Source organism: Microbacterium imperiale, from assembly GCF_017876655.1.
Lineage (GTDB): Bacteria > Actinomycetota > Actinomycetes > Actinomycetales > Microbacteriaceae > Microbacterium > Microbacterium imperiale.
Genome location: NZ_JAGIOK010000001.1, coordinates 1,236,650 through 1,248,352, shown reverse-complemented (window position 1 = coordinate 1,248,352; position 11,703 = coordinate 1,236,650). Strand labels below are relative to the sequence as shown.

The 11,703-nt window shown below is 71.7% G+C and carries 10 protein-coding genes; 7 read left to right on the top strand and 3 right to left on the bottom strand.

Annotation, left to right across the window (positions count from 1 at the left end; translation table 11 throughout):
* Both JOF37_RS06155 and JOF37_RS06150 read right to left on the bottom strand, forming a co-directional pair.
* Positions 1-1,692: a long-chain-fatty-acid--CoA ligase gene (locus JOF37_RS06155; protein ID WP_210006046.1), complete on the bottom strand. Its 1,692-nt coding sequence runs from the start codon at positions 1,690-1,692 to the stop codon at positions 1-3.
* A gap of 57 nt (positions 1,693-1,749) precedes the next feature.
* On the bottom strand, positions 1,750-2,250 hold the full coding sequence (locus JOF37_RS06150) for a small multidrug efflux protein (protein WP_210006045.1): 501 nt from the start codon (positions 2,248-2,250) through the stop codon (positions 1,750-1,752).
* A gap of 111 nt (positions 2,251-2,361) precedes the next feature.
* Between JOF37_RS06150 and JOF37_RS15760 the strand changes: the two genes are divergently transcribed.
* The 4 genes from JOF37_RS15760 to sucD all read left to right on the top strand — a co-directional run bounded on the left by JOF37_RS15760 (position 2,362) and on the right by sucD (position 6,498).
* Complete coding sequence (locus JOF37_RS15760) at positions 2,362-3,669, top strand: sensor histidine kinase (RefSeq protein WP_271175003.1); 1,308 nt, start codon at positions 2,362-2,364, stop codon at positions 3,667-3,669.
* Positions 3,666-4,268: a response regulator transcription factor gene (locus tag JOF37_RS06140; protein WP_210006044.1), complete on the top strand. Its 603-nt coding sequence runs from the start codon at positions 3,666-3,668 to the stop codon at positions 4,266-4,268. Before JOF37_RS15760 ends, JOF37_RS06140 begins: the two co-directional genes overlap by 4 nt.
* A gap of 133 nt (positions 4,269-4,401) precedes the next feature.
* Positions 4,402-5,568, top strand: coding sequence for an ADP-forming succinate--CoA ligase subunit beta (gene sucC / locus JOF37_RS06135; RefSeq protein WP_210006043.1), 1,167 nt, complete (start codon positions 4,402-4,404; stop codon positions 5,566-5,568).
* Positions 5,569-5,595: 27 nt separating this feature from the next.
* Positions 5,596-6,498, top strand: coding sequence for a succinate--CoA ligase subunit alpha (gene sucD / locus JOF37_RS06130; RefSeq protein WP_210006042.1), 903 nt, complete (start codon positions 5,596-5,598; stop codon positions 6,496-6,498).
* 76 nt (positions 6,499-6,574) lie between these two features.
* Here sucD and JOF37_RS06125 read toward each other — a convergent pair whose 3' ends face one another.
* A complete protein-coding gene (locus JOF37_RS06125) occupies positions 6,575-8,011 on the bottom strand; it encodes an NCS2 family permease (protein WP_210006041.1) in 1,437 nt (478 codons plus the stop codon).
* 80 nt (positions 8,012-8,091) lie between these two features.
* Here JOF37_RS06125 and JOF37_RS06120 point away from each other — a divergent pair, with 80 nt between their 5' ends.
* From JOF37_RS06120 to purH, 3 genes are read left to right on the top strand one after another with little or no spacing between them, the layout of a single operon-like run.
* Positions 8,092-9,378, top strand: a complete 1,287-nt coding sequence (locus JOF37_RS06120; RefSeq protein WP_210006040.1) for a cell division protein PerM — start codon at positions 8,092-8,094, stop codon at positions 9,376-9,378.
* A gap of 4 nt (positions 9,379-9,382) precedes the next feature.
* On the top strand, positions 9,383-9,997 hold the full coding sequence (gene purN, locus JOF37_RS06115) for a phosphoribosylglycinamide formyltransferase (protein WP_210006039.1): 615 nt from the start codon (positions 9,383-9,385) through the stop codon (positions 9,995-9,997).
* Positions 9,998-10,036: 39 nt separating this feature from the next.
* Positions 10,037-11,641: a bifunctional phosphoribosylaminoimidazolecarboxamide formyltransferase/IMP cyclohydrolase gene (gene purH, locus JOF37_RS06110; RefSeq protein ID WP_210006038.1), complete on the top strand. Its 1,605-nt coding sequence runs from the start codon at positions 10,037-10,039 to the stop codon at positions 11,639-11,641.
* Positions 11,642-11,703: the final 62 nt, after the last annotated feature.

Genomic DNA, 11,703 nt, shown 5'->3' with positions numbered 1-11,703 from the left:
TCAGTCGGCGAGCAGCTGCTCGCGCACCTGACGGCGCAGCACCTTGCCGATGAGCGAGCGCGGCAGCTCGTCGACCGCGACGATCCGGCGGGGCACCTTGTACGCGGCGAGGCGGGTGCGGCAGAAGTCGCGCAGCCCCTCGACATCGAGCTCGGCGCCCTCGCGCAGCACGACGGCTGCGACGACCTCCTCGCCGCCCGAACTGCGCGGTGCGGCCACGACGGCGGCGCCCTCGACATCCGGGTGGGCGTGCAGGGTGTCCTCGACCTCGCTCGGGGAGACGTTGAACCCGCCCGTGATGATGAGCTCCTTCAGGCGGTCGACGATCGTCACGAAGCCGTCGGGCGAGACCACCGCGATGTCTCCCGTGCGCAGCCAGCCGCCCGGCAGGAGGACATCGGCCGTCTCGGTCGGTCGCCGCCAGTAGCCGGAGAAGACCTGCGGGCCGCGCAGCAGCAGCTCGCCCTCCTCGCCGGGTCCGCGGTCGACGGAGGGGTCGTCGGGGTCGACGACGCGGATCTCGGTGCTCGGGAACGGTACGCCGACCGTGCCCGGGCGCCGCGACGGGCCGATGGGGTTGCCGAGCGCGACGGGCGAGGACTCGGTCATCCCGTAGCCCTCGACGAGCAGGCCGCCGGTCGCCTCCTCCCACCGCGCCACCGTGGCCACGGGCAGGCTCATCGCTCCCGAGATGGCGAACCGGGTGCGCGAGAGGTCGATCGTGCCTCGGGCCGCGGCGCGCGCCAGCTGATCGTAGATCGGCGGCACCGCCGGCAGGAAGGTGGGCGGGCTCGTACGGGCGGCATCGGCCAGCAGGCCGACGTCGAACTTCGGGAACAACACGAGCTTGGCGCCCATGCTCATCGCGAACGTCAGGCACAGCGTCATGCCGTAGGCGTGGAACAGGGGGAGCACGCCGTAGAAGGTCTCGTCGCCCGGCGTCAGGCCCGGCACCCAGGCCCGACCCTGCATCGCATTGGCGCGCAGGTTGCGATGGGTCAGGACGGCGCCCTTCGGGAGCCCCGTCGTGCCGCTGGTGTACTGCAGCAGGGCGGTGTCGTCGAGGGTCGGGCCCGCGACGCGGTCGGAGATGCGGCGCCGATCGAGCAGCTTCGACCAGGGCAGCGCGTCCTTCGTGCGGGGCTTCGCCGTCAGCTGCGCCCGCGAGGCCCGGGCCTTCGCGATCGGCAGGCGCAGCAGCATCCGCTTGCCGCGCGGCAGCGCCTCGGTGACGTCGACGCTGATGATGCGCTCGACCCGCAGATCGGTGGGGAAGTCGGCGATGGTGTCGACGATCTTGTCCCAGACGATCGCGAAGCGGGCGCCGTGGTCCTCGAACTGGTGGCGCAGCTCGCGCGCCGTGTAGAGCGGGTTGTGCTCGACGACGATCGCGCCCAGCCGCAGCGCGGCGTAGAACGCGACGACGTGCTGCGGGCAGTTGGGCAGCACGATCGCGACGCGGTCGCCGGCGGTCACACCGATCCGGCGCAGCCCTTCGGCGGCGCGGTCGATGCTCTCGCCCAGCTCGCGGTAGGTCGTCGTGGCGCCGAAGAACTCGAGAGCCACGCGCGGACCGTGCTCGGCCACGCTCGCGGCGATCATCTCGGGCAGGGTCTGGGTCACCTCGTCGATCTCGGCGGGGACACCCTCGGCATAGGCCGACAGCCACGGGCGGGACTCGAGCGCGCTCATGCACCCATCCTGCATCCCGTGGCATGCCGGCCGCCGAATACGACAGGGGGGTTGCGCTCAGAGGGCGATGTAGAGCACACCCGTGATGAACAGCGTGATCAGCGTGGTCCACAGGATGATCGCCGCCCCCTGCCACGCGAGCACGCGACGCGGCGGCACCCCGGTCGCCGTCAGCGCCGCCGCCGTGAACTGCGTCGGCAGCAGCAGCGGTCCGAGCAGGCTGACGCCCGGCGTGCCGTACCGGTGGTAGGCCTTCTGGAACTTCTCGTTGCGCGCGGCCTTCGGCTTCTCGGCGGCGCCGCCCCGCGTGGTGACGGCGGTGCGCACGCGCGAGGCCACCAGCACCACGACCGCGACGCACAGGAAGTTGCCGATCGCGCCGGCCACGGCCGCGACGGCCGGATGGATGCCGCCGACGATGCCGATCGCGGCGGCGCCCTCGCCCTCGATGAAGGGGACGGCGCCGGCGAGGGCGACGATCACGGGGCGGAGGAGATCGGGCATCTGCGTGACGAGGTCTTGGAAGCCGAGGACGAGGTCGGAGAACGGGTTGGACATGACTCCATCCCAGCGCCGGTGCTCCGCCCGCGGCAGTGTCGCGACGTCACCCGTGCACGGGAGCTTCCGCGGAGCGGAGCATGACAAACGTCATGGTCGTACTCTGGCGGCGTGAACAGCCACGCGTCCCGCAGCCCGTCGGTGGCCAGCCCCGCCGCGCTCGCCCGCGAGGTCGTGGCCACCTCGTGGTACATCGCCGTCTCGATCGTGTTCTTCACGGCATCCGCTCTGGCCGTGTGGGGTCTGTGGGTGCTCGTGGCGACGCGGCGCCTCGGTGCACCGCTTCTCACCGTGGGCTACGCGGTGGGCGCCGCCGTCGTGCTCGCCGCGACGATCGTCCTGCTGGCGCGCTACCGGCGGGACGGCGACGTCAGCGACGCCGACCGGGTGCCTCGCCTGCGCCGCTTCGCATCGTGGCCCGTGGCACTCGGGATCGTCGGGGCGGTCGTGGTCGGTGTCACGACGCTGTCGTTCCTCTTCGGCGCGTCGGTGCTGGCGACCGTGCTGTGCCTCGTGCGCTGGGGCCCCGGCATCCGGTGGCGGGGCGTCGTGCTCGTCGAGATCGCCCTGGTCGTGCTCTGGTTCGCCGAACGCGCGCGGCTCGACGCGGCCGTGCCGGGAGCCGGGTCGATGGGGTTCGCGCTCGCGACCTTCGGCATCGCGCTGCCCGGCGCCATCGCGCTGTCGCTGTGGTCGTGGGACGTCGTGCTCGAGCTCAACCGCGCCCGCGCCATCGAGTCGCGTCTCGCCGCGACGCAGGAGCGCCTGCGCCTCGCCGGCGAGCTGCACGACCTGCAGGGTCATCACCTGCAGGTCATCGCGCTGCAGCTCGAGCTCGCCGAGCGGATGCTCCCGCGTGACCCGGATGCCGCGGCCGAGCAGATCCGCCTCGCTCGCGCGTCCGTCGACGCGGCGCGCACCGGCACGCGCGAGCTCGCCGGGCGGTTCCGCGGCGTGCCCCTGCCCGACGAGCTCGCGAACGCTGTCGACCTGCTGCGCGCCGCGGGACTGCGCGTGCGATCGGACGTCGCCGCCGACGCGGTGCTGGCGCCCGCCGACATCCTCGGTCCCGTCGTGCGCGAATGCACGACGAACGTGCTCAAGCACGGCGGCGGCACCTGGGCCGAGCTGAGCCTGGCGCGGGACGGCGCGTTCTGGCGGATGAGCGTCGCCAACGATCGGGGTGCGGAGTCGACGCTCGGCTCCGGCGCCGGCCTCGAAGGCATCGCCCACCGCGTCGGCGTGGTCGGCGGCGACCTGAAGACCCATCGCGACCCCGACCGCTTCACCGTGGTGGTGACGGTTCCCGCGGCTCCGGGGCGCGAAGGCGGCGCATCTGCCGGGTTCACGCCGGAGGTTCCCGGCGAACGCGACACCTTCTTCCGCCCCGAGGCGCCGAGTGAGGGGATGCCGCGATGATCCGGGTGCTGATCGCCGACGACGAGGACATGATCCGCTCGGCCCTCGCCGCGCTGCTGCGCCTCGAAGAGGACCTCGACGTCATCGCCGAGTGCCGCGACGGCGAGAGCGCCGTGGAACAGGCCCTCGCGCTGCGCCCGGACGTCTGCCTGCTCGACCTCGAGATGCCGGGCATCGACGGGGTCGAGGCGGCCGCCCGCATCCGGCAGCGCGTGCCGTCGCGGTGCGTCGTCGTCACGCGGCACGCCCGACCCGGGGTGCTGCGCCGGGCGCTGAGCGCCGGGGTGGACGGGTTCGTTCCGAAGTCGCGGCGGGCCGACGACGTCGCCGCCGTCATCCGCGAGGTCGCGGCTGGACGGCGCTACGTCGACCCCGAGATCGCCGCCGACGCCCTGAGCGACGAGCGCAGCCCCCTCACCGACCGCGAGCTCGACGTGCTGCGCGCCGGCGCCCGCGGCGAGACGATCGCCGAGATCGCGGCATCCCTGCACCTGTCGGCGGGGACCGTGCGCAACCACGTCTCGTCCGTGCTCGGCAAGCTCGGCCTCGCGACGCGACAGCAGGCGGCGATCATGGCGCGCGAGCGCGGCTGGATCTGATTCCGGCCCCTCCATTCGGCGGGATCCGGGCACGGGGCCGTCAGGCACGGGTAGTAGGCTTTCCGATCGGGCGATATCTCGACATCGAGATTGTTCCCGCCCCTCACCCACCGTCGCCCAGCGAAGGATTGCAGTGGATCTTTACGAGTACCAGGCCCGAGACCTGTTCGAGAAGTACGAGGTGCCGGTGCTCGCCGGCATCATCGCCGACACCCCTGAGGAGGCGAAGGCGGCGGCCGAGAAGATCGGCGGCGTCGTGGTCGTCAAGGCTCAGGTCAAGACCGGAGGTCGCGGCAAGGCCGGCGGCGTCAAGGTCGCCAAGACCCCCGACGAGGCGTACGCCGCAGCCGAGGCCATCCTGGGCCTCGACATCAAGGGCCACGTCGTCCAGCGCGTGATGGTCGCCCAGGGCGCCGACATCGCCGAGGAGTTCTACTTCTCGGTGCTGCTCGACCGCGCCAACCGCTCGTACCTGAGCCTGTGCTCGGTCGAGGGCGGCATGGAGATCGAAGAGCTCGCCGTCGAGCGCCCCGAGGCGCTCGCACGCGTCGAGGTCGACCCGCTGCAGGGCATCGACAAGGCCAAGGCCGTCGAGATCGCCCGCGCCGCGAACTTCCCCGACGACCTCGTCGAGAAGGTCTCGGACGTGTTCGTCAAGCTCTACGCCGTCTACACCGGCGAGGGCGCGACCCTCGTCGAGGTGAACCCCCTCGTCCGCACCGGCGCCGGCGACATCGTCGCCCTCGACGGCAAGGTCTCGCTCGACGAGAACGCCAGCGAGGTGCGCCACCCCGAGCACGAGGAGCTCGAGGACAAGGGCGCCGCCGACCCGCTCGAGGCCAAGGCCAAGGCGTCCGGTCTGAACTACGTCAAGCTCGACGGCCAGGTCGGCGTCATCGGCAACGGCGCGGGCCTCGTCATGTCGACGCTCGACGTCGTCGCCTACGCCGGCGAGAAGCACGGCGGCGTCAAGCCCGCCAACTTCCTCGACATCGGCGGCGGCGCGAACGCGCAGGTCATGGCCTCGGGTCTCGACGTCATCCTCGGCGACGAGCAGGTCAAGAGCGTCTTCGTCAACGTCTTCGGCGGCATCACCTCGTGCGTCGCCGTGGCCGAGGGCATCGTCAAGGCTCTCGAGATCCTCGGCGACTCGGCCACCAAGCCGCTCGTCGTGCGTCTCGACGGCAACCAGGTCGACGAGGGCCGCGCGATCCTCGCCGACGCGAACCACCCGCTCGTCACGCTCGCCGCTGGCATGGACGAGGGCGCCGACAAGGCCGCCGAGCTGGCCAACGCCTGAGCCCCGGACGCGAAAAGGACCAACGACATGTCTATCTACCTCAACAAGGACTCCAAGGTCATCGTCCAGGGCATCACGGGCGGTGAGGGCACCAAGCACACCGCGCTGATGCTCAAGGCGGGCACCAACATCGTCGGCGGCGTCAACGCGCGCAAGGCCGGCACGACCGTCTCGCACACGGATGCCGCCGGCAACGCCGTCGAGCTGCCCGTCTTCGGCTCGGTCGCCGAGGCGATCGAGAAGACCGGCGCCGACGTGTCGGTCGCCTTCGTGCCGCCCGCGTTCACCAAGGACGCCATGGTCGAGGCCATCGACGCCGAGATCCCCCTGCTCGTCGTCATCACCGAGGGCGTGCCCGTCGGCGAGTCGGCCGAGGCGTGGGCCTACGCGAAGTCGAAGGGCAACAAGACCCGCATCATCGGGCCGAACTGCCCCGGCATCATCACGCCCGGTGAGGCGCTCGCCGGCATCACGCCCGCGAACATCACCGGCAAGGGACCGATCGGTCTCGTGTCGAAGTCGGGCACCCTGACCTACCAGATGATGTTCGAGCTGCGCGACCTGGGCTTCTCGACCGCCATCGGCATCGGCGGCGACCCGGTCATCGGAACGACGCACATCGACGCCCTTGCGGCGTTCGAGGCCGACCCCGAGACGAAGGCCATCGTCATGATCGGCGAGATCGGCGGCGACGCCGAAGAGCGTGCGGCCGAGTACATCAAGGAGCACGTCACCAAGCCGGTCGTCGGCTACGTCGCGGGCTTCACCGCGCCCGAGGGCAAGACGATGGGCCACGCGGGCGCCATCGTCTCGGGCTCCGCGGGAACCGCGCAGGCGAAGAAGGAGGCCCTCGAGGCCGCCGGCGTCAAGGTCGGCAAGACGCCGTCCGAGACCGCCGCGCTCATGCGGGAGATCATCGAGAAGCTCTGACGCTTCCCGGACACGACGAAGGGGCGGATGCTGCGGCATCCGCCCCTTCGCTGTACCCGGCGCTGGGTCCGTGGCGTCAGACGCCCAGCATCGCCTCGAGGGGTCCGCGGGCGAAGAACACCACGAAGCCCGCCGCGACGACCCACAGCAGCGGGCTGATCTGCTTCGCGCGGCCCGACAGCGCGTTCACGAGCACCCAGGCGATGAAGCCCGCACCGATGCCGTTGGCGATCGAGTAGGTCAGCGGCATGACGGTCGCCGTGAGGAAGACCGGCAGCAGCACGCGGAAGTCGGTCAGGTCGATGTGCGCGATCTGCGACAGCATCATCGCGCCGACGATGACGAGCGCCGCGGCGGCGACCTCGGTGGGGACGATCGACGTCAGCGGGGTGAAGAACATCGCCAGGAGGAACACGACACCGGTCACGACGTTGGCGAGGCCCGTGCGCGCGCCCTCGCCGATGCCCGAGCCCGATTCGACGAACACCGTGGCCGACGACGAGCTGGTCGCGCCGCCCGCGATCGCGCCGACGCCCTCGACGATCAGCGCCGACTTGATGCGCGGGAAGTCGCCCTTCTCGTCGGCGAGGTTAGCCTCTTTCGCGAGGCCCGTCATCGTGCCCATGGCGTCGAAGAAGTTCGAGAACACCAGCGTGAAGACGAGCATGACGAGGGTGACGATGCTGACCTTGCCGAGGTCGAAGCCGAAGTCGACGGCGCCGATGAGGCTGAGGTCAGGAACGCTGACGGGCGATCCCGTGAGCGCGGGCACCGTCAGGCCCCAGCCGCCGGCGTTGTCGGTCGCCGGGCCGAGGTGCCAGATCGCCTCGACGATGACCGACAGCACGGTGCCGGCGACGATGCCGATGAGCATGCCGCCCTTGACCTTGCGCGCGACGAGGATGCCGGTCAGCAGCAGGGTGATGACGAACATGAGGGTCGGCGCCGAGGCGACCGAACCGCCGACACCCAGCCCGACCGGGGGAGAGGCCTGGCCCGTCGAGGTGACGAAGCCGGAGTTGACGAAGCCGATGAAGGCGATGAAGAAGCCGATGGCGACGGTGATCGCGAGCTTGAGCTGCACCGGCACGGCGTCGAAGATCAGCTTGCGCAGGCCGGTGGCTGCCAGCAGCACGATGATGACGCCGTTGATCATGACGAGGGCCATCGCCTCGGCCCACGTGACCTCGCCCACGACGCCGAACGCGACGAAGGCGTTGATGCCCAGTCCCGCGGCGAAGGCGAACGGCAGCCGCGTGATGAGGCCGAACAGGATGGTCATGACACCGGCGGTCAGCGCCGTCGCCGCGCTCACCGCGGCGAATCCGAGGGTCGTGCCGTCCACGTCGGGCTTGCCCGACAGGATGATCGGGTTGAGGATGACGATGTAGGCCATCGTCACGAACGTGACGAGGCCGCCCCGCACCTCGGTGCCGATGGTCGAGCCGCGACGGCTGATGTCGAAGTAACGGTCGATGGCACCCTGCGGCGCGCGCTGCTGCGTAGTGTTCACAAAATCCTCCGAGAAGACGGTAGCGCTCCGCGCGCGTCCGGTCCGACACGCACAGGCTCGCTGGGTAGGGTCGATCAGGCATGAATCGCCTGCTTGTCGCCCTCCTCTCCGCCGTCGACGCCCTCGTCGCGGTGGCCGTCGGCGTTGTCGCGGCGCTCGCTCCGCTCACCGTGCTGTGGGCCGTCGCGTTCGGCGCGGGGGCGGACTGGTCCGCGCTCTGGCCCGCCGCGGTGCGCCTCTGGCAGCTCGGCAACCTGGTGCCGCTCGAGATCACGCTGCCGCAGGAGTACACGGTGGCCACGGGCATCGCGCCCGACGCCGTCACGATGCCGCTCTCGCTGGCACCGCTCGCCGTGGCGGGCCTCATCGCGATGTTCGCCGCCCGCTCCGGTGGCCGGGCCGCTGCGGCGGGAGCCGGGTTCACGGGCGTCGTCGTCGGGGCCGGGACGGTCGCCGCGCTGTCGACCGTGCTCGCGACGACAGCCGCCACCCCGATCGCGTCGGTGACGCCGTGGCAGGCGGTGCTCTTCCCGACGCTCGTCTTCGCGGTGCCCGCGCTCGTCGGCTCGCTCGTGCGGGCATGGCGCGACGGCGACGACGGGCCGGTCGATTCGCTCTTCGTCCGCCTCGACCGCAGCGGATACGCCGCCGCGGTGTCGGCAGCCGGTCGCGCCCTCGCCATCAGCGCCCTCGGGTTCGCCGCCGTCGGCGCGCTGCTGGTGGGCGTGGCGGTGCTCGCCCGCGGCGGCGCGATCATCTCGCTCTTCCAGGCGGCCAACGTCGACGCGCTCGGCGCGACGGCGTTCACGATCGCGCAGCTGGCCTACCTGCCCACCCTGATCGTCTGGGGCGCGGCCTTCGCCGCCGGGCCGGGGTTCGTCGTCGGCGCGGGGTCGACCGTCGCGGCATCCGGGACGCAGCTCGGCGTCATCCCGAGCATCCCGGTGCTCGCCGCGATCCCGCCCTCGACGCCCTCCTTCGCTCTGCTGCTGGCCCTCCTCTTCGTCGCCGTGGGGTTCATCGCGGGGCTCGCGGCGCGGCGCCGCCTGCCCGCGCCGCCGTCGCGTTCCGCCGTCGAGCCGGTCGGGCCGCGGCTGGCCGCTCTCGGCGGCCTCGTCGTGGCGAGCGGGCTCGTCGCGGCTGTGCTCTCGGCGCTCGCCTCCGGCGCGTTGGGTCCCGACCGCCTGACGCAGGTGGGGCCGGCTCCCGGGGCCGTCGGCCTCGCTTTCGCCCTCGAGATCGGCCTCGGAGCCGCCATCGCGCTGCTCGGTCCGCGCGCAGCGGGGGCGGCGCGTGGCAGCGACGCGGACGACCGCGACCGCGAGCGCGCTGGGGCTCGGGACGCCGACGCGCCGTGGGTAGAGTAAGACGGTGCTGACGGTCGCGGTCCTCATCTCCGGTGGCGGCTCCAATCTGCGAGCGCTGCTGGACGCCGCGGCCGAACCCGGCTTCCCGGCCCGCATCGTCGTGGTCGGCGCCGACCGTCCCGCGGACGGACTCGCCCACGCCGACGCCTACAACATCCCGACCTTCGCCGTGCCGTACCGCGAGTACGCGACGCGGGAGGAGTGGGGCGACGAGCTCGCGCGTCAGCTGACGGCGTGGCGGCCCGACCTCATCGTCCTGAGTGGGCTGATGCGTCTGCTGCCGGCCGCCGTCGTCGCGGCTTTCGCGCCGCGCATCATCAACACCCACCCCGCCTACCTGCCCGAGTTCCCGGGCGCGCACGGTGTCCGTGACGCGCTCGCGGCCGGCGCGGAGCAGACCGGCGCGAGCGTGATCGTCGTCGACGACGGCGTCGACACGGGGCCGATCCTCGCGCAGGAGCGCGTGCCGGTCCTGCCCGGCGACGACGAGACGTCGCTGCACGACCGCATCAAGCCCGTCGAGCGACGTCTACTGATCGACGTCGTCCGGCGCATCGCCGAGGGCGAGCTCGACCTCGCCGCTCCCGCTTCCTCGAACCCACCCGCTGCCACCGCCTGACCCGCACCGCAGGCCCACACCCGCACCAGGAGAACCGACATGGCCGGACCGAGCCACGACCCCGCCCTCTACCGTTCACGCGACCTCGTGGGCGTGCGCCGCGCACTGATCTCGGTGAGCGACAAGACCGATCTGCTGCCGCTCGCTCAGGCGCTGGCCGGCGCCGGCGTCGAGATCGTCTCGACCGGCGGCTCGGCCGCGCTGCTGCGCGAGGCGGGCCTCGCCGTCACCGACGTCTCGGAGGTCACCGGCTTCCCGGAGTCGCTCGACGGTCGCGTCAAGACGCTGCACCCCGCGGTGCACGCCGGCCTGCTGGCCGACCTCCGCCTCGAGAGCCACGAGAACCAGCTCGGCGACCTCGGGATCGCGGCGTTCGACCTCGTCGTGGTGAACCTGTACCCCTTCGTCGAGACCGTGGCCTCGGGCGCGACCGGCGACGACGTCGTCGAGCAGATCGACATCGGCGGCCCCGCGATGGTGCGGGCGTCGGCGAAGAACTTCGCCAACGTCGCGATCGTGGTCTCGCCGTCGTCCTACCCGGCGATCATCGAGGCGGTGCAGGCCGGCGGCACGACGCTCGCTCAGCGCCGCGACCTCGCGGCCCGCGCCTTCGCGCACACCGCCGAGTACGACCGCGCCGTCGCGACGTGGTTCGCCGAGTCGACGCTCGAGGGCGACGAGCTGCCGCAGCACCTGACCATCCGCGCCGAGCGGCTGGCGACCCTGCGCTACGGCGAGAACTCGCACCAGCGCGCCGCGATCTACACGCGCGCGGGCGGCCACGGCATCGCTCAGGCCGAGCAGCTCCAGGGCAAGGAGATGTCGTACAACAACTACGTCGACGCCGACGCCGCCCTGCGCGCAGCCTTCGACATGGTCAAGCCCGCCGTCGCGATCATCAAGCACGCGAACCCCTGCGGCATCGCCGTGACGGCTCCGCAGGCGCTCGACCCGATCGCATCGGCGCATCTGCGGGCGCACGAGTGCGACCCGGTGTCGGCGTTCGGCGGCGTCATCGCCGCGAACCGCACGGTGACGCTCAAGATGGCCGAGAACCTGCGCGACATCTTCACCGAGGTGATCGTCGCCCCCGACTTCGAGCCCGAGGCGCTCGAAGTGTTCAAGCTGAAGAAGAACCTGCGCGTTCTGCGCCTGCCCGCCGACTGGCGACAGGAGCGCATGGACGTCCGCCTCGTCTCGGGCGGACTCCTGCTGCAGGACGCCGACCGGTTCCCCGACGACATCGAGTCGGTCGCCACCAACTGGCAGCTGGTCTCGGGCGAGCGTCCCGATCCCTCCGAGCTCGAGGGCATGATCTTCGCCTGGAAGTCGTGCCGCGCCGTCAAGTCGAACGCGATCGTGCTCGCGCAGGGTTCCGCCACGGTGGGTATCGGCATGGGCCAGGTCAACCGTGTCGACTCGTGCCGCCTCGCGGTCGAGCGCGCGGGGGACCGCGCAGCCGGTTCGGTTGCGGCATCCGACGCGTTCTTCCCGTTCGCGGACGGTCCGCAGGTGCTCATCGACGCGGGGATCAAGACGATCATCCAGCCCGGTGGGTCGGTGCGCGACCAGGAGGTCATCGACGCGGCGCAGGCCGCCGGGGTCACGATGTTCTTCACCGGCGAGCGTCACTTCTTCCACTGAGATCGCGCGTGTCCCGAGGCGCCGGCCGCGAGCGATAGGGTCGCTTCGGGGATAAGCCGGTT